Origin of the sequence: Dyella sp. 2RAB6 (assembly GCF_052115385.1) — a bacterium.
In the GTDB taxonomy this organism is placed as follows: domain Bacteria; phylum Pseudomonadota; class Gammaproteobacteria; order Xanthomonadales; family Rhodanobacteraceae; genus Dyella_D.
In genome coordinates, this window is record NZ_JBFRGP010000017.1 from 1 (window position 1) to 23,104 (window position 23,104).

General features: G+C 64.8%; 18 protein-coding genes and 1 pseudogene. 13 read left to right on the plus strand and 6 right to left on the minus strand.

Features of this window, described 5'->3' with window-relative positions:
* Nucleotides 1-140: pseudogene (locus AB4083_RS18720) on the plus strand (IS30 family transposase); the annotation flags it as partial.
* A 76-nt stretch (nucleotides 141-216) separates the two neighbouring features.
* Here AB4083_RS18720 and AB4083_RS18725 read toward each other — a convergent pair.
* Both AB4083_RS18725 and AB4083_RS18730 read right to left on the minus strand, forming a co-directional pair.
* Nucleotides 217-3,078, minus strand: a complete 2,862-nt coding sequence (locus AB4083_RS18725) for a TonB-dependent receptor plug domain-containing protein (protein WP_441609889.1) — start codon at nucleotides 3,076-3,078, stop codon at nucleotides 217-219.
* 297 nt (nucleotides 3,079-3,375) lie between these two features.
* Nucleotides 3,376-5,361, minus strand: coding sequence for an alpha/beta hydrolase family protein (locus AB4083_RS18730; protein ID WP_441609891.1), 1,986 nt, complete (start codon nucleotides 5,359-5,361; stop codon nucleotides 3,376-3,378).
* Between the two features lie 239 nt (nucleotides 5,362-5,600).
* Between AB4083_RS18730 and lgt the strand changes: the two genes are divergently transcribed.
* From lgt to AB4083_RS18750, 4 genes are all read left to right on the plus strand, one after another.
* Nucleotides 5,601-6,431: a prolipoprotein diacylglyceryl transferase gene (gene lgt, locus AB4083_RS18735; protein WP_441609892.1), complete on the plus strand. Its 831-nt coding sequence runs from the start codon at nucleotides 5,601-5,603 to the stop codon at nucleotides 6,429-6,431.
* Nucleotides 6,432-6,436: 5 nt separating this feature from the next.
* On the plus strand, nucleotides 6,437-7,231 hold the full coding sequence (locus tag AB4083_RS18740; protein WP_441609894.1) for a thymidylate synthase: 795 nt from the start codon (nucleotides 6,437-6,439) through the stop codon (nucleotides 7,229-7,231).
* Between the two features lie 110 nt (nucleotides 7,232-7,341).
* Nucleotides 7,342-7,833: a dihydrofolate reductase gene (locus tag AB4083_RS18745; protein WP_441609896.1), complete on the plus strand. Its 492-nt coding sequence runs from the start codon at nucleotides 7,342-7,344 to the stop codon at nucleotides 7,831-7,833.
* Nucleotides 7,830-8,810: a Nudix family hydrolase gene (locus tag AB4083_RS18750; RefSeq protein WP_441609898.1), complete on the plus strand. Its 981-nt coding sequence runs from the start codon at nucleotides 7,830-7,832 to the stop codon at nucleotides 8,808-8,810. Before AB4083_RS18745 ends, AB4083_RS18750 begins: the two co-directional genes overlap by 4 nt.
* Before the next feature lie 7 nt (nucleotides 8,811-8,817).
* On the opposite strand, the gene coaE is transcribed toward AB4083_RS18750, so the two are convergent.
* The 4 genes from coaE to pilB form a co-directional block, all read right to left on the minus strand.
* Nucleotides 8,818-9,432, minus strand: a complete 615-nt coding sequence (gene coaE / locus AB4083_RS18755; protein WP_441609899.1) for a dephospho-CoA kinase — start codon at nucleotides 9,430-9,432, stop codon at nucleotides 8,818-8,820.
* A gap of 2 nt (nucleotides 9,433-9,434) precedes the next feature.
* Nucleotides 9,435-10,295, minus strand: coding sequence for a prepilin peptidase (locus AB4083_RS18760; RefSeq protein ID WP_441609901.1), 861 nt, complete (start codon nucleotides 10,293-10,295; stop codon nucleotides 9,435-9,437).
* 102 nt (nucleotides 10,296-10,397) lie between these two features.
* Complete coding sequence (locus AB4083_RS18765; RefSeq protein WP_441609902.1) at nucleotides 10,398-11,666, minus strand: type II secretion system F family protein; 1,269 nt, start codon at nucleotides 11,664-11,666, stop codon at nucleotides 10,398-10,400.
* Nucleotides 11,667-11,807: 141 nt separating this feature from the next.
* Nucleotides 11,808-13,529 carry a type IV-A pilus assembly ATPase PilB gene (gene pilB / locus AB4083_RS18770; protein ID WP_441609904.1) on the minus strand — a complete coding sequence of 574 codons (1,722 nt, stop codon included), beginning with the start codon at nucleotides 13,527-13,529 and terminating at the stop codon, nucleotides 11,808-11,810.
* Nucleotides 13,530-13,765: 236 nt separating this feature from the next.
* Here pilB and AB4083_RS18775 point away from each other — a divergent pair, with 236 nt between their 5' ends.
* The 8 genes from AB4083_RS18775 to AB4083_RS18810 are packed head-to-tail and all read left to right on the plus strand — an operon-like array spanning nucleotide 13,766 to nucleotide 23,091.
* Nucleotides 13,766-14,620 carry a glycosyltransferase family 2 protein gene (locus AB4083_RS18775; RefSeq protein WP_441609990.1) on the plus strand — a complete coding sequence of 285 codons (855 nt, stop codon included), beginning with the start codon at nucleotides 13,766-13,768 and terminating at the stop codon, nucleotides 14,618-14,620.
* 19 nt (nucleotides 14,621-14,639) lie between these two features.
* Nucleotides 14,640-15,794, plus strand: a complete 1,155-nt coding sequence (locus tag AB4083_RS18780; protein WP_441609906.1) for a glycosyltransferase family 4 protein — start codon at nucleotides 14,640-14,642, stop codon at nucleotides 15,792-15,794.
* A gap of 6 nt (nucleotides 15,795-15,800) precedes the next feature.
* Nucleotides 15,801-17,087 carry a lipopolysaccharide biosynthesis protein gene (locus tag AB4083_RS18785; protein WP_441609908.1) on the plus strand — a complete coding sequence of 429 codons (1,287 nt, stop codon included), beginning with the start codon at nucleotides 15,801-15,803 and terminating at the stop codon, nucleotides 17,085-17,087.
* Complete coding sequence (locus AB4083_RS18790) at nucleotides 17,080-17,847, plus strand: class I SAM-dependent methyltransferase (protein WP_441609910.1); 768 nt, start codon at nucleotides 17,080-17,082, stop codon at nucleotides 17,845-17,847. The genes AB4083_RS18785 and AB4083_RS18790 overlap by 8 nt, the downstream gene beginning before the upstream one ends.
* A 28-nt stretch (nucleotides 17,848-17,875) precedes the next feature.
* Entirely contained in the window at nucleotides 17,876-18,856 is a 981-nt protein-coding gene (locus AB4083_RS18795) for a class I SAM-dependent methyltransferase (RefSeq protein WP_441609912.1), read from the plus strand.
* Between the two features lie 60 nt (nucleotides 18,857-18,916).
* On the plus strand, nucleotides 18,917-20,836 hold the full coding sequence (gene asnB / locus AB4083_RS18800) for an asparagine synthase (glutamine-hydrolyzing) (protein WP_441609914.1): 1,920 nt from the start codon (nucleotides 18,917-18,919) through the stop codon (nucleotides 20,834-20,836).
* The gene (locus tag AB4083_RS18805; protein ID WP_441609916.1) at nucleotides 20,829-22,001 is read left to right on the plus strand and encodes a glycosyltransferase family 4 protein; all 1,173 of its coding nucleotides are present in this window, start codon (nucleotides 20,829-20,831) and stop codon (nucleotides 21,999-22,001) included. Before asnB ends, AB4083_RS18805 begins: the two co-directional genes overlap by 8 nt.
* Nucleotides 21,979-23,091, plus strand: a complete 1,113-nt coding sequence (locus AB4083_RS18810; protein ID WP_441609918.1) for a glycosyltransferase family 4 protein — start codon at nucleotides 21,979-21,981, stop codon at nucleotides 23,089-23,091. The genes AB4083_RS18805 and AB4083_RS18810 overlap by 23 nt, the downstream gene beginning before the upstream one ends.
* Nucleotides 23,092-23,104 lie beyond the last annotated feature (13 nt).

Sequence of the window (23,104 nt, forward strand, 5' to 3'; positions counted from 1 at the left end):
CCAAGGGCATGGATCTGGCGTCGCTGACCCAGGCGCAGTTGAACAAAGTGGCGCGTGAACTCAACGAACGGCCACGTAAGACGTTGGGCTTCTTGACACCTGCCCAGAAGCTGCAGGAAGTTGTTGCGTCGACCGATTGAAACCGCCCCCACAAAAGAAAAAAGGGTGGACCCGAAGGCCCACCCCCCTAAAACCAAAACTTCGTCGCGCGAGCGCTTAGAACTTCTGGTTGTACGACACGTAGAAATAACGGTCGATATCGAACGACGGATTGTACGGCGGGCTGCCGCTGCCGAAGTTGGTCACGTTGTAATAGTACGGACCCTTCTTGTTGAAGATGTTGTTCACGCCAACGGTGAACACACCCTTCCACGGTGCCGTGTAACGCACCTGCGCGTCATTGAACGCCAGCGAACCCTTGCGGCTCACGCCCACGCCAACCAGGCCTGGGGCCACATAGGTCGGCATGTTGCACTCCACGGTCGCCGTGTAGCAGCTGTCCTTCAGGCCGGAGAAGTAACGCACCGTCCAGCTCGCGCCGAACTCGCGGTAATCCCAGTCCAGCTGCAGGTTGGAACGCAGGCGGTACAGGCCGGTGGTGCCGAGGTTCAGGCCGCCGATGCCGTTGCTCATGAAGCCGACCGCGTTCACCGCCGGGGCGCCCGGACCGCTGACCGTCTCGTACTTGGTCAGGTAGGTGCTGTCCGAAGCGATGCGGAAGGTGCCGAAGCTGGTCTGCGGCAGGCGGTAATGGATACCGACGTCGTAGCCTTCGGTCTTCAGCGTGCCCAGGTTCGACAGGCTCTCGTTGAGGTTGGTGATCACGCCGTCGGCGCCGCGCGAGAAGCGGTTGCAGAAGGACGGATCGTTCTGCACGTAGCAGTAGTTCAGGATGCTCGACGCGGTGACCGAGCTGATGATGTTCTTCACGTAGATGTTGTAGTAATCCACGGTGAAGTCGAGGCCCGACACGTAGTGCGGGCTGTACACCAGGCCGATCGTGCGAGTGATCGAGGTTTCCGGCTTCAGGTTGGCGTTGGAGCCGGAAATGAACGGCGTCGCGGTCTGGCCGCCGGTGTTGTCGCTGATCGGCTTGCCGGTGCCGCTGTCGATCTGGCGGTAGTTCGCCGGCACGCCCGCGGCGGCGCAGCGGGCGGCCACGGTGGCGTTGCCGCCGGCTGCGCCGATCACCGAATCGCAGGGATCGACGAAGGTCTCGAAGCTCTGGCCGCTGCCTGCGTACAGGTCGTTGATGGTCGGAGCACGGAAACCCTCGGCGTAGGTGCCGCGGACCAGCAGGTCCTCGAACGGACGCCAGCGGAAGCTGTACTTGTTGTTGGTGGTGCTGCCGAAGTTGCTGTAGTGCGAGTAGCGGCTGGCCACGTTCACGCCCAGCTCCTGCGCACCCGGCAGGTCACGCAGCAGCGGCACGTCGAGTTCGAGGTAGGCCTCGTTGACGACGTAGGCGCCGTTGGTCGGGTTGCTGGCCAGGTTGGTGGTCACGCCGGCCGAGTCGCCCGCGTCGGGATGGAAGCTGCCCTTCTCGCCGCGATGCTCGATGCCGCCGGCGATGCTGACCGTGCCGGCCGGCAGGTCGAACAGGCCACCGGTGAGGTTGGCGCTGAAGTCGTCGGTCTTGGCGACCTGGCGCGCAGTGCCGATGTAGTTGACGTAGTTCCACACCGAAGCCGGCGTGCCGCCCGGGCCGGCCAGGATGTTCCACGGCAGGCAGCCGGCGGCGCGGTCGGCGGCGCTGGCGCAGGCGACCTGGCCATTGACGATCGCGGTCGGGCCCAGGGCCTTCTGCGCGTTCGGCAGGTAGAAGTTGCCGGACGAGACCTGGCGGGCCTTGGTCTGCGAGTAGGTGTAGGTGGCGTCCCAGTTCCACTCGTGGCCGAGGAAGTTGAAGAAGCCTTCGGCGCCGATGTCGATGTGGGCGAGCTTGGACTTGCTCCAGGTGTCGCGCGGCTGTTCGATGGTGCGGCGATAGAAGCTGGTCTTCTGGCCCGGGAACGGGTTGTAGGCGTTGGCCGGATCGATGTACAGGCCGGTGCTGGCGGTCTGCAGCGGGTAGCCGGAGAGCTGGCTCTCGGTGTCGCGCACGCTGTAGCTGGCCGAACCGCGCAGGGTGATGTTATCGGTGAGCTTGTAGCGCTCCTGCAGGAACAGGTTCTTCAGCTTGGTGCCGGCGCGGAAGGTCATGTCGCCCTGCGTGTTGTACAGGTCGCCCGGGGCACCGGTGAACGGGTGGTAGTCGGCGAAGCTGGCCGGGTTGCCGCCGCGGTTGAGGATGTAGTCGTTGCCGTCGGCCGGATTGGTCACGCGGCCCCACGGGCCACCGCCCAGGCTGTCGTCGATGTGGCGCGGGCTCTTGGAGTAGCGCGTTTCGGCGCGGTCGCGGTTCCACATCGGCTTGCTGTCCTGGTAGGACGCGCCGAGGATCAGCGAATTGTTCTCGGTGTTGTGGCCCCAGGTGAAGTCGACGTTCTTCTGCTGGCCGTCGCCCTTCTCGTTCTGGCCGTAGTAGGCGTTGACCTCGGCACCTTCGAAGCGCTCGCGGGTGATGATGTTGACCACGCCGCCGATGGCGTCGGCACCGTAGACCGAGGACGCGCCGTCCTTCAGCACTTCGATGCGCTCGATCATCGAGACCGGGATGGTCGACAGGTCGGTGAGGCCACCCAGGGTGGTGCTCCAGCGACGGCCGTTGACCAGCACGAGGGTGCGGGTCGAGCCCAGGTTGCGGATGTTCACGTAGCGGCCGCCGACGTCGGTGCCGGAAGCGAGCGTGTCCTGCGGGGTGATGTCCGGCGTGCCGGCGGACGGCATGCGGGCCAGGATGTCGTTGACGTTGGTCAGGCCGGTCGACTGGATCGCCTGGCGGTCCATGGTGAAGATCGGCTGGGAGGTCTCGACGTCCACGCTGCGGATGCGCGAGCCGGTGACGGTGACCGTATCCAGGCTCTTGGCCTTGGACTGGTCGGCGGCGGGAGCGGGGGCGTCCTGGGCGGCGATGGACCAGGTCTGCAGCAGGAGCGCTGCCGCGATGGCCGTAGCCAGCAGGGTCTTTTGTTTCATTGTTATAGGAACTCCGAACAAAAAATAGCCAGCCGCCAGCCACTTAGCACTGGTCGCCTGGATATCTGGGATGGCGCGTCCCACGGGGGGAGTGGACGTGCCGTGGCATCGCCGAAGCCGGGGAGCAGGCGATGTGAGCCCGAAGTTAAAACAAGGTGACAGCTTCGTGCAACCTTGCTGTCGTGTCAGCTTTGTTGTCGTAAGTAATTGCCGACGTTCATTTTGGCCTGGGCGAAACAGCAGAAAGGGCGCCGTGGCGCCCTTTCCCTTGGGTTCTTTTCGTCAGTTCCGCGACAGCTACTTGGCGGCGACGTCGGCCTTCGGACCGATGTATTTGTCCAGGAAGGACTGCAGCGTGTTGTAGAACTCGATGTTGTTCTTCTCGGTGTAGAAGCCGTGGCCTTCGCCCGGCTTGGACAGCCACTGGTAAGGCTTGTGCGCGGCTTCGAGGGCGGCGCGCATGGCCTTGGCCTGGGCGAACGGGGCGCGCTGGTCGTCCTCGCCGTGCACCAGCAGCACCGGCACGTCGATCTTGTCGGCCAGCTTGTCGGGGGAGTTGGCGGCCAGGTCGGCGTCGTTCTTGCCGATCACCGTGCGCAGATAGTTGCGGCCGCGCTTGTTGGAGGCGATATCGCCCTTGTTGTACATCATGTCCAGGTCGTAGATGCCGGCGTAGCCGACCGCGCACTTGAACAGGCCCGGCGCGCGGATGGTGGTCATCATCGCCGAGTAGCCGCCGAAGCTGCCGCCGTAGACGCAGATGCGCGAGGGGTCGGCGTAGCGCTCTTCGATCGCCCACTTCACGCCGTCGATCAGGTCCTGCTGGATGCGCGTGCCCCACTTGAGAAAGCCGGCTTCCTTGAAGTTCGCGCCGCGCCCGCCGGAGCCGCGGTAGTTCACCTGCAGCACCAGATAACCGCGGCTGGCCAGGAACTGCGCGTCGTCGTCGTAGAACCAGGTGTCCTGCACGTCGTGCGGGCCGCCGTGCGGCACCAGCACCATCGGCAGGTTGGCTTCCTTGGAGCCCTTGGGGAAGGTCAGGAACGCTTCCAGCTCCAGGCCGTCGCTGGCCTTGAAGCGTACCGGGCGCCGCTCGGCCATCTTGTTCGGGTCGATCCACGACGCCGCGTCGAACAGCTTGCGCACCTTGAACGTCTGCGTGTCGATCAGCAGGTAGGAGCCCGGATCGCGGTCGCTGCTGACGGAGAACAGCAACTGGTTGCCGTCTTCGCTGTAGTTGATGAAGTCCACCACCTTGCCCGGGAATTTCTGGCTGAGCGCCATGTGCAGCTTGGCCGCGGGCAGGTTCGGCTCGATGTAGATCGGCTTGGGCACGCCGGTCATCGGGGTGGCCGCGAACGGCTGGTTGGGCAGCGGCGTCCACTGCAGCGTGCCGATGCTGCCGAACTCGTCCTTGGCCAGGTCGCGGCGGCCGGCGCCGTTTTCCTCCTGCTCGACCAGCTTGCCGGGACCGCCGTCGGCGCTGAAGCTGGCGTAGATGTGCTGGCGATCCGGAGCGAAGCTGATCGGGCCGAAGCTGGCGCCGGTGCTCTGCGGGCCGAGCTTGGCCCAGCTGTTGTTCTCGCGATGGAAGACCACGAAGTTGTAGTTCTCGTCGCGGCCGTAGGCGAAATGGGCCAGGCCGTCGGCGCCGGTCATGAAGGTCATGTCGCCCACGCCGATGTCGCCGATCATCTGGCGGGTGTTCTTCTGCGCATTGACGTCGTAGAGCGAGCTCTGGTTCTGCGCGTCCCAGCTCTGCGCGCCCATGTAGAAATGGCCGTTGGCGCGTTCGGGCAGGCCGTCGATGGAGCCCCAGCCGCGGTCGGTGCCGCGCGTGGCGGAGCGGCTGCCGGACTGGGTGTTGTAGCCGTAGAGGTAGTCCTGGTTCTTGCCGTTGAAGTCGGTGGCGATGATCTCGCCGGTGGACAGCGGCTTGTCGATCGAGCCGAACTGCTTGCCCTTCTCGATCACCAGGCGGGTGGGGCTGACCCAGACGATGCTGGTCGGCAGCTCGTACTTGGGCATGCGCAGCATGCTGACCGGGGTGCTCATGTCACTGACCTGGTAGACCATCAGCGCATGGTTGTCGCCGTCGTCGGTATCCACGCGCACGGCCACGTACTTGCCGTCGGGCGACAGGCGCGGCATCGAGATCTGCGGATGGCGGGCGAAGTCTTCCACCGGGATCAGGCCTGGCGAGGCCGAATCGGCTGCGCTGGCGGCCGCGGGCGCGAATAGGCAAAGCACGGACAGCGCGGTCCGCGCGAAACGAAGCGACATGTGTTTTCCCCTGTTGGATGGCTCCCATGCCAGGCCGGTGGCCGGGAGCCATGCCCCCACCGTGCCGAACGCGCTTGACGCCCACCGCTTTCCGGCGGCGCGGCGCGCGGAGACCTCCCCAGGCCCGCCTCGCGTTCGCCGGCGAGTATAGCCAAGGCGGCCAGGCCGTCGACCGTGCCTGTCGGCAGCGGTGCCGGTGTCGCTACACTTGGACTTTGCCGGCTTCCCCGATCGGACTCATGTTGCTGCCCTACACCGTTGCCATCGATCCCGTGGCGTTCCGCCTCGGTCCCCTCGCGATCCACTGGTACGGGCTGATGTACCTGGGCGGTTTCTTCGGCGTCTGGCTGCTGGCCGAGTACCGCCGCCGCCACGGCCGCCTGCCGGTGACACGCGATGCGCTGGGCGACCTGCTGTTCTTCGGGATGATGGGCGTGATCGTGGGCGGCCGCGTGGGCTACATGCTGTTCTACACGGATATCCATTGGATCTGGACCGACCCGCTGGCGCTGTTTCGTGTATGGGACGGCGGCATGAGCTTCCACGGCGGCCTGCTGGGCGTGCTCGCCGCGGGGCTGTGGTGGTCGCGCCGGCAGCAGTTGAAGTTCTTCGACACGGTGGATTTCGTCGCGCCGCTGGTGCCGATCGGCCTGGGGCTGGGCCGCCTGGGCAACTTCATCAACGGCGAGCTGTGGGGCAAGCCCGGCGACGTGCCGTGGGCGATGATCTTCCCGAATGCGCCGGACCGCCTGCCGCGGCATCCCTCGCAGCTGTACGAGATGCTGCTGGAAGGCGTGGTGATGTTCGCCGTGCTGTGGCTGGTATCGCTGAAGCCGCGGCCGCGCTATCTGGTCTCGGGTCTGTTCGCGCTGCTGTACGGCTGCTTCCGCTTCGCCGTGGAATTCGTGCGCCTGCCCGATGCGCAGCTCGGTTACCTGGCCTTCGGCTGGCTCACCATGGGGCAGGTGCTGTCGCTGCCGCTGATCGTGGTGGGCCTGGTGCTGATCTTCATGTCCCGCAAGGCGCCGACGCTGCGGCCATACACCGTGGCGATGCCGGCGAAGGAGTAAGGCTGATGCGCGCTTATCTGGACCTGCTGCGCCACGTGCTCGAACACGGCAGCGTCAAGGCCGACCGCACCGGCACCGGCACGCGCAGCGTGTTCGGCTGGCAGATGCGCTTCGACCTGCGCGAGGGTTTCCCGCTGGTCACCACCAAGAAGCTGCATCTGAAGTCGATCATCCACGAGCTGATCTGGTTCCTGCGCGGCGACACCAACATCGCCTACCTCAAGCAACACGGGGTCAGCATCTGGGACGAATGGGCCGACGCCAACGGCGACCTCGGCCCGGTCTACGGCGAGCAGTGGCGCGCCTGGCGCAGCGCCGACGGCGGCACGGTGGACCAGATCCGCTGGGTGGTGGAGGAGATCCGCCGCAATCCGGATTCGCGCCGGCTGATCGTCAACGCCTGGAACGTGGGCGAGCTGCCGCGGATGGCGCTGATGCCGTGCCATACGATGTTCCAGTTCTACGTCGCCGACGGGCGCCTGAGCTGCCAGCTGTACCAGCGTTCGGGCGATATCTTCCTGGGCGTGCCGTTCAATATCGCCAGCTATGCGCTGCTCACCCACATGGTGGCGCAGGTCTGCGGCCTGGGCGTGGGCGATTTCGTGCACGTGCTGGGCGACGCCCACCTGTACAGCAATCACGTCGAGCAGGCGCAGCTGCAGCTGACGCGGGAACCGCGCGCGCTGCCGACGCTGCGGCTCAACCCGGATGTACAGGTGCTGGAGGACTTCCGCTTCGAGGACGTGGCCATCGAGGGCTATGCCCCGCATCCGGCCATCAAGGCGCCCGTGGCGGTCTGAGCTGGCGTGCGGCGGCCGCGCGTTCGTGAGTAGAATGCGCGGCTAGCGCGCGCCGACCCCCACCTGGCCGCCCGTGCGTCCCCATACGGTTCGCTTCATCTGGAGTCTTCATGGCCATTTCGCTCATCGCCGCGCTCGACGAGAACTCTGCCATCGGCCGCAAGGGCCAGCTGCCCTGGCACCTGCCGGACGACCTGCGCTGGTTCAAGGAGCTCACGCTCGGCAAGTTCGTGCTGATGGGCTACAACACGGCGGTGTCGGTCGGCCGCGCCCTGCCGGGCCGGACCAACCTGGTGCTGACGCGCAAGCATGAAGCGCCGTTTCCCGGCCAGGTCACCGTGCGTTCGCTGGAGGAAGGCCTGGCCCGCGCCAGCGGCACCGGGCTGATGGTGATCGGCGGCGGCGAGGTCTACAAGGCGGCGCTGCCCAAGGCGCAGCGGCTGTACCTGACCTGGGTCAATGCGGCGGTGGATGGCGCGGACACGTTCTTCCCCGGCGTGCATTTCAGCGACTGGACCGAGCTCAGCCGCACCCATCACAAGAAAGACGCCGACCACGCCTACGACTTCGATATGGTCGAGTACGTCCGCAGCAGCATTTGAGCTCGATCCCCCCCAGCGACGTCATCCACGTCATGGCCGGCGTCCTGGTCGACCCGGCTGGACGCGTGCTGCTCGCGCAGCGGCCGCCGGGCAAGCATCTGGCGGGCGCCTGGGAGTTTCCCGGCGGCAAGCTGGAGCCGGGCGAATCGGCCAGCGCTGGGCTGGCGCGCGAATTGCGCGAAGAACTGGGCATCGAGATCGGGCCGGGCGAAGCGCTGACCCGCGTGCCCTGGGCCTATGGCGCCAAGCGCCTGCTGCTCGATGCCTGGGTGGTGCGCCATTGGCAGCGCGAACCGCAGCCGCTGGAGCATACGGCGCTGCAGTGGGCCGCTCCCGCTGCCGTCGAGCTGGCCCAGCTGGCACCGGCCGATCGCGCCATCCTGCAGGCGCTGCGCCTGCCGCCGCGTTATCCGATCACTCCTGCCGACCTGCCGCCCACGGCGGCTGACGCGTGCGCCGCGATGCTGCGCGAGGCCCTGGCCCACGGCGAGCGACTGCTGCAGCTGCGCCTGCCGCGCTGGCCGCTGGAGCAGGTGCGGGAACTGGCCGCGCTGCTGCTGCCAGAGGCGAAAGGCTGCGGCGCGTTGCTGATGCTCAACGGCGATGTCGAAGGCGCGCGCGCACTCGGCCCTGGCGTCGGCGTGCAGCTCAAGGCCGTCCAATTGCAGGGAACCGGACGCCCCTTGCCCTGGAACCAGCCCGTGGGAGCGAGCTGCCACGATGCCGGCGAACTGGCGCGGGCGCTCGCGCTGGGCGCCGATTTCGCCACGGTGTCGCCGGTGGCCGTCACGGCGACGCATCCGGATGCGCCCGCATTGGGCTGGCCGGCATTTGCGGCGCTGGCCGAGGCGGCGGCGCTGCCGGTCTATGCGCTCGGTGGCATGGGCGAGGCGGACCTGCCGCGCGCACGCGCGCTGGGCGGGCAGGGCGTTGCGGGGATCCGCGGCTTCTGGGGCGGCGGCTTCCAAGGCGGCTGAGCCGCGCTCAAGCCTTGGCTTTGGCCAGCGCCAGATAGCGCTGGTGCAGGGCGGTCACTTCGGTATCCAGCGCGGCTTCTTCGCCGGTATTGCCGATCACGTCGTCGGCGATGGCGAGGCGTTCTTCGCGTCGTGCCTGGCGCTCGATCATGCGGCGGGCCAGTGCTTCGTCGATGCCGTCGCGCCGCACCAGCCGCGCGAGCTGCGCGGCTTCCGTGGTATCGACCACCAGCACGCGGTCGACCCAGCGGTAATGCGCGATGTTTTCGGCCAGCAGCGGAATCGCCAGCAGGCAGTACGGGCCGTGGTCGGCGCCGGCGCGTTCGCGCAGCCAGCTGCGCACGCGCGGGTGGGTGATCGCTTCGAGCTGGCGCCGCGCCATGTCGTCGGCGAATACGCGCCGGCGCATCGCGGCGCGGTCCAGTTGCCCGGCGCCGTCGAGTACGCCGGCGCCGAAGGTCTGCACGATCGCCGCCAGGCCCTCGCTGCCGGGCTGGACCACTTCCCGCGCGGCCACGTCGGCGTCGTAGACCATGATCCCCAGCGCCTCGAACCGGCGCGCCACTGCGCTCTTGCCGGAAGCGATGCCGCCGGTGAGCGCGACGACGTAGGGGCGCGGCACGTTCACCGCAGCCCGGTCAGCTGCTGATAAGTGAGCAGCAGCCAGTCGCCGGCGACGAACCACAGCCAGCCGGCCATGGCGATGAACGGGCCGAACGGGATCGGCACCTCGGCCTTGTGCCGGCGCAGCACGATCAGCGTACCGCCGATCAGCGTGCCCACCAGCGAGGACAGCAGCACGATCGGCAGCAGCGCGCCGGCGCCCATCCATGCGCCCATCGCGGCCAGCATCTTGAAGTCGCCGTAGCCCATGCCTTCCTTGCCGGTGGCGAGCTTGAACAGCCAGTACACGCTCCACAGGCTGAGGTAGCCGATGGCCGCGCCGATGATCGCCGAGGTGGGCGACACGAACATCGGCTGCAGGCTCAGCAGCAGGCCGATCCACAGCAAGGGGTAGTTGAGCTCGTCCGGCAGGTATTGCGTGCGGAAGTCGATGCCGGCCAGCGCGATCAGCAGCCAGGTGAAGGCCAGCCCCGCCAGCGCCGGCCAGGTCGGGCCGAACTTCCACACCACGATGGCGCTGAGCACGCCGCCGAGCAGTTCCACCAGCGGGTACTGGATGGAGATCGGCGCCTTGCAGTAGCGGCAGCGGCCGCGCAGCAGCAGCCAGCCGAACAGCGGGATGTTGTCGAACACCGACAGGCGATGCTTGCAGTGCGGGCAGTGCGAGGGCTCGCGCACGATGCCGGGGGGCAGCGGCTCGGCTTCTTCGGCGGGCAGTTCCAGCGCCTCGCGCGCCTGCTCGCGCCACATCGCCTCCATGCGCAGGGGCAGGCGCAGGATCACCACGTTGAGAAAGCTGCCCACCAGCAGGCCGAGCACGGCCGCCACGGTGGTCCAGGCCCAAAGAGGAAGCTCAGGCATCGTCATCTCGGTGACAAATCGACAGCTATAAAAAAAGCCCCCCTCTCCCAGCGGCGACCCGAAGGTAGTCCCCGTGGGAGAGAGGGGCTCGGATGCGGCAGCTTACACGGTGCCCGCGAGCTTGAAGATCGGCAGGTACAGCGACACCACCATGCCGCCCACCAGCACGCCGAGGATCACCATGATCAGCGGCTCGAGCAGGGTGGACAGGGTGTCGACGGCGTTGTTGACCTCTTCCTCGTAGAACTCGGCCACCTTGAACAGCATGCTGTCCAGGGCGCCGGATTCCTCGCCGATGGCGGTCATCTGCACCACCATGTTCGGGAACAGGCCGGTCTGGCGCATGGCCAGCTGCAGCTGGTGGCCGACTGCGATGTCGTCGCGCATCTGCCTGACCGCATCGCCGTAGACGATGCTGCCGGTGGCGCCGGCCACCGCGTCCATCGCTTCCACCAGCGGCACGCCGGCGCGGAAGGTGACGCCGAGGGTGCGGGCGAAGCGGGCGATCGCGGACTGGCGCAGGATGGCACCGACCACGGGCAGCTTCAGCATCACGCGGTCCAGGAAATGCGCGAACTTCTGCGAGCGGTTCTTGGCCATCACCAGGGCGACGATGCCGCCGATGATGACGCCGATCACGACGTACCAGTAGCTCTGCATGAACTCCGAGGCGGAGATCACGATCTGGGTCGGCGCCGGCAGCTCGGCGCCGGCGTCCTTGAAGGTCTGCTGGAACACCGGCACCACGAACAGCAGCAGGATCATGCTGACCAGCAGCGCCACCGCCAGCACCATCACCGGATAGAACAGGGCCTTCTTGATCTTGCTCTTGATGGCCTCCATCCGCTCCTTGTAGGTCGCCACGGTGTCCAGCACCGTGTCGAGCACACCGGCGGATTCGCCCGCATGCACCAGGTTGCGGTAGAGCTCGTCGAACTGCACCGGATACTTCGCCAGCGCCTCGTGCATCGAGGCACCGCCTTCGATGCCCTGCTTGACGTCGACCAGCATGTTCTTGAAGCGGATGTTCTTCTGGCCGTCGGCGATGATCTCGAAGGACTGCACCATCGGTACGCCCGAGGCCATCATGGTGGCGATCTGGCGGCTGAAGATGGCGACGTCGCGCGGCTTGACCGTGCTGCCGGCAGAGCCGAACAGGGGCTTGGACTTCTCGCGCACCGTCTGCGGATTCATGCCCTGGCGGCGCAGCTCGGCTTTCACCAGCGAGGCGTTCTTCGCCGGCATCTCGCCCTTCATGCGCTTGCCGCGCTTGTCCAGCGCCATCCAGTCGTACGTGGTCAACTGGCTGACGGCGGCGCGCGCTACGCCGCGGGCGCGAGCGTCTTTGGCTGCCGTAACTGCTGTGGCCATTTAGGAACTCCCCCTTCGAGCGTGCCGGGCATGGAGCCGGCGACAGATTTGTTGCAGCTTAATCCAAATGCCTCAGGCAATCCGTGCCTTGGCACCCAACTCTAATGCTAGCTGTGTCGCGGTCTGGCAAGGAGGCGGATGTCAGTCCTTGGTCACGCGGTCGATCTCGGTCAGGCTGGTGACGCCCTGCTTGGCCTTCAACAGGGCCGACGCGCGCAGGTCGTTGACGCCCGCCTTGCGCGCCGCTTCAGCGATCTGCATCGCGTTGCCACCCTGCAGCACGATCTTCTGGATGTCCTCCAGCATCGGCATCACCTGATAGATGCCGACGCGGCCCTTGTAGCCTTCGTTGCAGTTGTCGCAGCCGACCGCTTCGTACAGGGTCAGGCCGGCGTCGATCTCTTCCTGGGTGAAGCCGGCGGCCAGCAGGGTCGCCGGTGGCAGGTCCAGCGGCTTCTTGCACTCGTGCAGGCGGCGGGCCAGGCGCTGGGCGATAATCAGGGTCACCGACGAGGTGATGTTGTAGGGCGCGATGCCCATGTTCATCAGGCGCGAGATGGTCTGCGGCGCGTCGTTGGTATGCAGGGTGGACAGCACCATGTGGCCGGTCTGCGCCGCCTTGATGGCGATCTCGGCGGTTTCCAGGTCGCGGATTTCGCCGACCATGATCACGTCCGGATCCTGGCGCAGGAAGGAGCGCAGGGCTGCCGCGAAGGTCATGCCGCGCTTGGTGTTCTGCTGGACCTGGTTGATGCCCTCGACGCGGATTTCGACCGGGTCCTCGACCGTGGAGATGTTGCGCTCGTTGGTATTGAGGATATTGAGCGCCGTATACAGCGACACGGTCTTACCGGAGCCGGTGGGGCCGGTGACCAGCACCATGCCGTAGGGCTTGTGGATCGCGTCGACGTAGAGCTGCTTCTGCACTTCCTCGTAGCCGAGCTTGTCGATGCCCATCTTGGCGGTCGAGGCGTCCAGGATACGCAGCACGATCTTCTCGCCGAACAGCGTGGGCAGCGTGCTGACGCGGAAGTCGACCGCGCGGCTCTTGGACAGGTTGAGCTTGATGCGGCCGTCCTGCGGCACGCGCCGCTCCGCGATGTCCAGGCCGGCCATCACCTTCAGGCGCGAGGAGATGCGCGAGGACAGCTTCATCGGCGGGCTGGCCACCGCGCGCAGCATGCCGTCCATGCGCAGGCGCACCCGGTAGTTGGTCTCGAACGGCTCGAAGTGGATGTCCGAGGCGCCGCGCTTGATCGCGTCGACCAGGATCTTGTTGACGAACTTCACCACCGGCGCGTCGTCGTTCGCGTTGGCGTCGATGCCGGTGCTGTCGCCGTCCTCGTCGCCGGCCTCGAGCGCCAGTTCGTCCAGGTCGTCGCCGCCCAGGTCGGGGACTCGGGCGTTCATGGCGGTGAGCGCGCTCTCGATCACCCGGTGCAGCTGGGCCCGCTCGACCAGGATCGGTTCCACCATGCAGTTGGAGTGGAACTTGATCTCGTCCAGGGCGTGCGACTGCATCGGGTCGGCGATGCCGACGAACAGGCGCTTGCCGCGGCGGAACAGGGGCAGGGCGTGATGCTTGTTGACCAGCGCCTCGCTGATCAGGTTGAGCGGCATGCTGGCCGGCTGCAGCGAGGACACATCCATCGCCGGCATGCCGAACTCGGCCGAGGCGAGCTGGGTGAGCCGGCTGCTGTCGATCAGGCCGTGGTCCAGCAGCCAGGCGGTCAGCGTGGTCTTGGCCTGGGTGGAGTCGAGTACCGCCTTGCGTACGTCCGGCTCGGGGAGGACCCCTTCGGACACCAGGCGGCGGGCCATGCCCGACAGCCCTGCCAGTGACGGTTGCATTTGCGTCGCCATAACCTGAATGTCGCCCAGCCCCCTGATTGGCAGGGAATTTACCGCAGATGTCGTGACCGGTCACCCATCAGTCGGGGCCAATGACGATAAGGTGACTCCCTGCACAGTTTTGCCGGCTCCGCGGACTTTTGCGGCACGGCCGTTACGTCATGAAAACATGGCCGTTTCGTCAAATCGGCCACAGCCGCTCCGTCGTGGGCAGGCTATCATTCGCGTTTACGCTCGGGGGAGTCATTTTGGACCGTATCAGTATCGTTTTGCCGGCCAAGAACGAGGCCGCGGCCCTGAAGACCCTGCTGCCGCGCCTGCGGGCGACGCAGCCGGACGCCGAGATCATCGTGGTGGACGACGGCTCCACTGACGATACCCGCGAGATCTGCGGATCAGCCGACGTGCAATGCCTGTCCTCGCCGTACTCGATGGGCAACGGCGCGGCCGTCAAGCGCGGCGCCCGCGCGGCCAGCGGGGACATCCTGGTATTTATGGACGGCGACGGGCAGCATGACCCGGCGGACATCGCCAGGCTGCTTGAGCGCTTGGCGGAGGGCTACGATATGGTGGTCGGCGCCCGTGACTGGGGTAGCCAGGCTGGCGTCGGCCGCGGCGTGGCCAATACGATCTATAACTGGCTGGCGACGCGGATGACGGGGCATGAGGTGGCGGATCTGACGTCAGGATTTCGCGCCGTGCGCGCCGAACGTTTCCGCGAGTTCCTGCACCTGCTGCCGAACGGATTTTCGTATCCGACGACCAGCACGATGGCGTTCTTCCGCAGCGCCTATCCCGTGGCGTACCTGCCGATCAAGGCAGCGCAGCGAGTAGGCAAGAGCCATATCAAGCCATTGAAGGACGGCGTGCGGTTCCTGCTCATCATATTTAAGATCGCCACACTGTATTCGCCGCTGAAGCTGTTTGCGCCGACGGCCGTGGTGTTCTTCCTGCTCGGTTGCGCTAATTACGCGTGGACCTTCTCGCACGAAGGTCGCCTGACCAACATGAGCACGCTGATGTGGAGCGCGGCGGTCATCATCTTCCTGATCGGCTTGGTCTCGGAGCAGATCACGGCGCTGATGTATCGGCGCGATGGTTGAGCGACCCCGCTTCCTGCTAGTGACGCGCAACCTGCCGCCGCTTGTCGGTGGCATGGAGCGGCTAAACTGGCATATGGCCCAGGAACTCGCTCGCTATGGCGAGGTTCGGGTGATCGGTCCAGCCGGTTCCGCCGTGCAGGCTCCTGCTGGCGTGGAGATCGTGGAAGTTCCGCTCCGGCCATTGTGGAAATTCCTTGCTGGAGCATGTTTCGAAGCATGCAGGCTCGCGCGTCGCTGGCGTCCCGATGTGGTGATCGCCGGCAGCGGCCTCACCGCCTTGCCCGTCTGGCTCGCCGCGAGAAGCGCGAAAGCGCGCGCGGCAGCCTACGTGCATGGACTGGATATGGCAGTTTCGCATCCGGTCTATCGTGGACTGTGGTTCCCCGCGCTCCGGCGCATGGAACGCATCATCGCCAACAGTGAGGCGACCCGTGCCTTGGCCATCTCGGCCGGCGTTGCCGCTTCGAAGATTCGTATCGTCCATCCCGGTGTACAAATGCCCGCGCTTCCCGATGCCGAAGCGACGAAGCGTTTTCGCGCGGAGCATGGTCTGAGCGATTGGCCCCTGCTCCTCTCGGTTGGACGCTTAAGCACTCGCAAGGGCATGCGCGAGTTCGTGCAGCGAGCCTTGCCGCGCATCGTGCAGTCCGTTCCGGAGGCCACCCTGCTGGTGGTGGGCGATGCGCCGAACGATGCGCTGCATGCGGGAGCGCAGACGATCGATTCGATCAAGGCCGAGGCTGTCCGGGCCGGTGTGGCGGAGCGCCTGCGTTTTCTTGGCCAGATCACCGATTACGGCCAGCTGGGTGTGGTGTACGGTGCCGCCGATGTCCATGTGTTTCCGGTGCGCGAACTTCCCGGCGACCCCGAGGGATTCGGCATGGTTGCGGTGGAGGCGGCTGCCCATGGCTTGCCGACCGTGGCTTTCGCCACCGGTGGCGTGACCGATGCGGTCGCCGAAGGGCGGTCCGGGCGCCTGGTCAAGGCGGGCGACTACGAAGCGCTGGCCGACGCGGTGATAGATACATTGAAGTCCGGTGCCGAATTCGCGCAGCCTTGCCGGGATTTCGCCCAAGGATTTGCTTGGAACGCTTTTGGCGATGGCGTAGCGCACGCGGTGTCCATGGACATCGTCGATACGCATCGTGCATCGGCGTCCAGTTCGAGAGGCTGAAGGCGCGTGGCGTCCTTTCTTCTTAGCAAAGTGGCTGCGCTGATTTCGTTCCGCGGCGGTTCGTTCGCGCGGAGTTCGCTGAACGTCATGGCTTGGAGCGCCGGTCGCCTGGGGGCGCAGCTGGCTTGGGTTCTATTGCTTGCGCGAGCGCTAGGGGCGTCGAGCTATGGCTTGTTTTCCGGCCTGGCTGCTCTTGCTTTGGCTATGAGCGGTTTTGTCGGTCTCGGGCTTGGGTTGCGCATGTATCAGGATGCCGCCCGTGACCCGCAAATGTTGAGCGAGCGTTGGCGGCAGGCTTCCTTGCTGACGGCGATCACCGGGGTGGCACTGGCGGGGGTTTACCTGCTTGTCGCCCGAGAAATCTACGCGACGGCTGGCGGATCGCTGTTGTTGGCTATCGCGATATCCGAGCTGGTATGGGCGCCGTGGGTCACCCAGGTCGCCTACGCGTATGCGGCCCGCGGATGGATGGGGTTTGCATCGGCGGCCCCGGTGGTTCTTTCGATGGCTCGCGTTATCGCCGTGCTCTTGTTGCATCTGTTCCCCGCCGGAGTGAGCATCGATACCTATGCTTGGCTACATGGCTTGCTTACCGCCGCTGCATCGTTGCTCCTGATTCTGGACAGCCGGCGCCGACTTGCCATCGAATCGGCAGGAAGCGCAGTTCGCTGGAGCGATATTCGATCCGGCTTGGGCTTCTCCGCCATGCAGGCGAGCACGCTTGCGCTTAGCACGCTGGACAAGTCATTCGCACTCCTTTGGGGCGGGGAGGCATTGGCTGGGCGCTACGTCGCGGCGAACCGATTCGTAAGCGTCGCGGCCCTCCCTATCGATGCCATGGTGACAGCGGCTTTGCCCAGACTGTTTCGAGCGGTCGACAAGCCGATGGGTGCGGTACGGGCCCTGTCGTTGCTCGCCTTCGGCGCCGGAGGGTATGGCGTCGTGATGGGAGGGGTGGTTTGGCTCGGCAGCGGTCTGGTGCCGTGGCTTCTTGGCCCGAGCTTCGCTGAGTCTGCCGCGGCTGTACGTTTGCTGGCGCTGTACGTGCCCCTGTACTGCCTGCGTATCCTGGGAACCAATGCCCTGCTGGGTCTGGGGTGGAAAAGTTGGCGCTTCTTCAGCGAGGTGCTGGCCGTCTGCGCCATGGCGGCTGGTATCGCGTGGCGTGCGCCAATTGCCGGGCTTGAGGGCGTGGTGGAAGTAGTGCTTGGTGCCGAGGCTCTTCTTGGGGTGCTCGTATGGGGCCGTGTGGTCTACGGCATGACGCGGCGGATTAAAAAAATACATGAGTAACGACTACCTGCATTCCGTGCGCGAGTATGAGCTTGGTCTCGTGATCGCCGAGCTTCCCGGTCCGGGTTCGGCTCAGGCAGGCGTGCGGGTATTGGACATCGGTGCCGGCACGGGGCATCAGTCGGCGCTGCTGCAGGCTCACGGATATCGGGTGACGGCGGTCGACCTCCCTGTGAGCAGCTATGCCGCCGAGCGGGTCTTTCCGGTGGTCGATTACGATGGAACCCGATTGCCGCTGCCCGATTCGTCGGTGGATGTGGTGTTCAGCTCCAACGTGCTGGAACATGTCTCCTCCATCGGACCCCTGCTGGATGAATGCCGGCGCGTCATGGCCAGCGGTGCGCTCGCCGTACATGTGCTGCCGACGCCTGCTTGGCGGTGGTGGACCAGCTTGACGCACTACCCCTGGCTGTTTACCAGAGTCTGGCGTCGGCTCGCCGGGCCAGTGCCCAAAGGCAAAGGAGGAGGCGGCAAGCCGCCAAGACCCTGGTGGACCATGTTGTGGCCGGAGCGTCATGGCGAGCGAGGCACGACGCTTACCGAGGCTCGTTATTTTTCAGAGCGGTGCTGGCAAGCGATGTTTGCCGAGGCGGGCTTCCGGGTCGAAAAAAGTTATCCGACCGGGCTGTTCTATACCGGGAACATGCTTTTCGCCGAGCGCTTGCCGATATCCGCACGCCGCTGGCTTTCCCGATGGCTGGGATCATCGTGCCGCGTATACGTGATGCGCGTGGCCCGTGCTGGCCGCGATGGCTCTTAAGATTCCATAGAGTGTTGCCAAGATCCGAATGAATACACCGACAACTCCATGCTCCCGTTTGGTCGACCCCCGATCCGGCTCGCCGCTCGAACGGAGCGAAGCTGCGTACATCGCGCAGGACGGCACCAGCTATCCGATCGTGGATGGCGTGCCGCGCTTTGTTGCCGGCGAAAACTACGCACGTGCCTTCGGTGAACAATGGGTGCGGTTTCCAAGGACTCAGCTGGATTCGGCGACGGGCATTCCCTTGTCAGCCACTCGCCTGGAGCGCTGCCTTGGGCAAAGCCTGGCATCGCTCGACGGGCAGCTGGTTCTGGAGGCAGGCTCGGGCGCCGGGAGGTTTACCGAAATTCTGCTGAAGCATGGAGCGGTACTCGACTCGTTCGACTTCTCCGGCGCTGTCGCAGCGAACAAGGCCAACAATGGGGCGAGCGATCGGCTGTGCCTCGTTCAGGCGGACATACGCCAGATGCCCTTCCCCCGGGAAGCCTATGCCCTCGTGCTTTGCCTGGGCGTGGTGCAGCATACGCCGGACTCCGAAGAGAGCATCCGTGCACTGTGGTCGCGGGTGCGGCCCGGTGGTCGGCTGGTATTCGACCATTACCGGTGGAAGCTGAGGAACTTCATGCCGCCGCCGCTCGGTGTCGCGGGCCTGTTCTATCGCTGGTATTTCCTGCGCCTTCCGAAGGAGCGGCAGTTCGCCGCCGTCAAGCGAGTGTTCGATTTCTGGTTCCCATTGGTATGGCGCTTTCGCGAGTCGAAGGTTGCCCAGTTCGTACTCAGTAGAATGAATCCGATCGTCAATTATTACCCGCATTTCGGATTGCGTGATCGGGAGATGTACTACGACTGGATGTTGCTCGATACCAACGATGCAATGACCGATGTCTACAAGCATCGACGGACCGCCAAGCAGATTCGGAGCTTTCTGGAGCAATTGGGAGCGACCGATATCCAAGTGACTCATGGTGGCAACGGCGTGGAGGCCTCATGCAGGAAGCCGCTATGAAGTCGGGTAGCTACCTATGCTTGTACATGAAGAGTTTCCCTGCCGATTGAGCCACCTCCAATGTGCGGAATAGCAGGATTTCTGGGAAATGCAGCCATGGGGGCGGAGTCTCTGCTCTTATCCATGGGTTCATCGCTGCGTCATCGCGGCCCGGATGACGCTGGCATATGGTTTGACGACCGGATCGGCGTGGGCCTGGCTCATCGCAGGCTTGCAGTGGTCGATCTTTCGCCTGCGGGTGCACAGCCCATGCATTCCCATGACGGAAGGTATGTGCTTTCGTTCAATGGCGAAATCTACAACCATTCCGAGTTACGTCAGGCGCTGATAGAGGCCGGCGTATCGGGATGGCATGGCCATTCCGATACGGAGGTGTTGCTCGCGGCCGTTGTCGAGTGGGGCTTGGATGAAGCGTTGCGCCGCTGCAACGGCATGTTTGCCATCGCACTGTGGGATCGTTCAAGCGAACAGCTTGTACTCGCGCGCGACCGCACGGGCGAAAAGCCGTTATACGTAGGGTGGGTCTCCGGTGCGCTCGTATTCGGCTCCGAATTGAGGGCTTTGCGTTGCCATCCGGAATGGAAGAGAGAGGTCGAACCCTCAGCGCTTGCGCTCATGCTCCGGCTCGGCTACGTGCCTGCGCCGTGGAGCATCCAGAAGAACGTGTTCAAGCTGCCCGCGGCGAGCTTGCTAAGACTACGTATCGCAGATGCTGCCGCGCCGCTGTCGATCGAGGCATTTACGGCGAGGCTGGAGGCTTACTGGAGCCTCGATGAAACCGTCGGGCAAGCACTGGCGCACCCGTGGGACGGGACGGAGGACGGCGCCATAGACGCCTTGCAGGCGCTGCTCGACGACGCCGTGCGCATCCGCATGATGGCTGATGTTTCCGTTGGGGCTCTGTTGTCGGGTGGAGTCGATTCGAGTCTGGTCGTGGCCAGCATGCAGCGCCAGTCGCGTTCACCCGTTCGAACCTTCACGGTCGGCTTCGATGAAGTGGCCTTGGACGAATCCGGTCCGGCACGCGATATCGCTCAGCTTCTGGGTACCGAGCACGAAGAGATCAGGGTATCCGCGTCGCATGCGCTGGATATGGTGGCCCGTTTGCCCGATGTCTACGACGAACCCTTTGCTGACGTGGCGCAGATTCCTGCTTTGCTGGTTTGCGAAGCTGCCAGGAAGCGAGTGACGGTGGCCCTGACCGGAGATGGCGGCGACGAACTGTTCCACGGCTACCAGCGCTATCTGAATGCCGAGAGTTCGTGGGGCATACTTCATGGGCTGGGCGAGGGCGGCAGGCGGGTGGCCGGAGGGGTTCTGGAGCAGGCCGGGCGGCTGGCTCCTCGCGGAAAGCGGTCGGCGTCCTTGCTCAGGCAGGCCGCACGTATTCCGGCGATCGATGGAGACGACTATTACGCGAGGTTGCTTGCTTTCACGGGCGGCGGGGGTGGGATAGGGGGCGAGGTGCTCTCACGCGGCTTGCGCTGGGCGTGGCCCCGTATTCCAACGAACGTCAGTGGCTTGGCGCAGCGAATGCGCTATGTGGATCAGCGACTGAGCCTTCCCGAGGGTATCCACAGCAAGCTCGATCGGGCGAGTATGGCGGTGGCGCTGGAGCTGCGCGTGCCGCTCCTGGATCCTCGTCTTCTTGCCTTGTCCTGGCGCATGCCGCAGCGATGGTTGGCGCGGCGCGGCACAGGCAAGCTGTTGCTGAGAAAGATGCTGGGAAGGCAGCTTCCTTCCTCGCTGGCGTCGCGTCCGAAGCACGGTTTCGATGTGCCGATCAGTGCGTGGCTTCGCGGACCCTTGCGCGAATGGGCGGCCGATTTATTGAGCGACGAAGCGTTGAGGCGTGATGCATGGATAGATGCGAAGGTGGTCCGCTCATTGTTTGACGACCATTTGTCCGGGCGCGCGGACTATGGGTATGCCTTATGGGCGCTGCTCATGTACTTGAGCTGGAGCGCTCGCCATGGCTGAAGATGCCTTGCGGATCCTGGTCATCGGCAACCTGCCTCCGCACGTGCTGGGCGGGGCGGAGAATCAAGTGGCGCGTTTGGCGGCCGCGTGGGTCAGAGCGGGCGCATCGGTGGAAGTGGCCGGGCATCGCATTCCGGACGGCATGCAGGACGTATCCGGCCAAACTATCCGTACTCACCGGATACACAGCTGGAGTTTCGGCGGACGGCTCGGGCGGGCCATCGGCTATGCCATGTCGATGGCTGGGCTGGTCATGCGCAAACGGCACGCCTACGACGTGGTGTACTGCCGCGGGATAAGCGATGGTCTGTTGTGCCTGGTCATGTTGAAGGGTATGAGGCTTTGCAAGTGGCCGATCATGGCCTGTCCGATCAATGCGCGAGGTGCCGGCGACGCGGCTTTTGTCCGCTCCATTCCGGGCTGGCGATGGTTAGCCAGGTTGGTCGATCGCCATGTGCAGGTCATCAATCTCATCAACACAGCCATTGCCGATGACTTGAAGGCGATCGGTATCGAACGGCCGCAACTGAGTCGAGTGCCCAATGGAATTGCAGTACAGGATTTGACTCCGCGTATATCCGTCGCGAAAGTGCGGCGGCTGATCTGGACCGGGCGCCATAGCGAGCAGAAGGGTTTGGATCTCCTGATTCCTGCATTGGCGTTGTGTCGGAAACAAGGCATCCATTTCCATCTGGATTTGTTCGGCGATGGAGGACAACGTGAAGCGTTGATCCGCCAGGTAGAGCACCTCGGCCTGGCCGACTGCATACAATTCCAAGATCCTGTTCAGATGGATGCGGTCCGCTCCATCTTGTTGCAAGCCGATGTTTTCGTGCTCCCGTCTCGCTACGAGGGGATGTCCAATTCGGCTTTGGAGGCGATGGAGGCTGGGCTTCCGGTATTGTGTACCCGTTGTGACGGTATCGATGCCTATGTGGATGGCGAGGCAGGGTGGGTATGCAATCCCAACTCCATCGATGATCTGACGAAGGCGCTGCTGCAGATGTTTGGTGTCTCCGACGACGACGTACTTCGGCTTGGCCGCCACGCGCGTACGCTGGTGGAGCAGCGATTTGCGATCGAGGCGGTAGCGGCCGCCAATCTTTCATTGTTGTCGCAGGCCGCGGGCAGGGATGGGGCGTATGCGCCTGCTTGTTCTCAATAAGCGGCAGTACACCGGCAAAGATCTTCTCGATGACCGCTATGGTCGTCTGTACGAATTGCCGGTGGAACTGGCAGCGAGGGGGCACGAAGTGGTGGTTCTCGCCGCTTCGTACCGCCTGCGCGGCGAATCGCGTGGAATGGAATCGGGCGTTACCTGGCATTCGGTGGATGCGTGGCGCTCGCCGCTCGCCTATTGGCGCAGACTTCAGGAGCTTCTGCACGAATTTCGTCCGGAGGTGATCTGGGCCAGTTCGGACGCTTTTCATGTCATCGGTGCGATGGAAGTCGGGCGCCGCTCGCGTATACCGACGGTGGCTGATTTCTACGATGATTACGAGGCGTTCGGCCTGACGTCCCTACCAGGACTGCGCACCGCGTTGCGCAGGGCATCCATGCGGTTGGATGGGCTAAGTGCTGTCAGTCATTCGCTTGCTGCCACCCTTAAGTCACGGGCGTCGATCGTTGCTCCTGTGGAAGTGGTGGAGAACGGGGTCCCGGGAATGTTCATGCAGGCCACGGGACGCGGTGAAGCACGGCAACGACTAGGCCTGCCGCAGGATGTTCCTTTGATAGGCACCGCAGGCGCTCTGAGCGCTTCTCGCGGTATTGGCGATCTGTTGGATGCTTATCGATTACTGCGCGAACGGGAGCCGTCCGTAAAGTTGGTGGTCGCAGGGCCGCGTGATCGCGCGCTATCGAGGGATCTCGCCGGGGACGCCCTGGATTTGGGAGAGCTTGCGCATGCGCAGGTGCCTCTTCTGTACTCAGCGCTGGATGTCGGGGTTGTGTGCAACAAGGACAGCGCTTTTGGGCGTGCCTGCTACCCACAGAAGCTTGCCGAGATGGTGGCAAGTGAGCTCCCGGTAGTCGTATCTGCCGTGGGCGACGCCGCCTTGCTGCTGCAAGGCTATCCGGCGTGTCTGTATGCGCCGGGCGATGTCCAGGGCCTCTCCCAGCGATTGGGGCAGCAGCTTCGGTCTCCGGTGGTGGTTCCGTCGTCGCTGGCGCTGAGTTGGAAGACGTTGGCGGTCAAGCTGGAAGGCCTGCTGCAAAAGGCGATGCGGTCAACGCCCGATGGATCGCCCGGATGATGAAGCCGTGCTT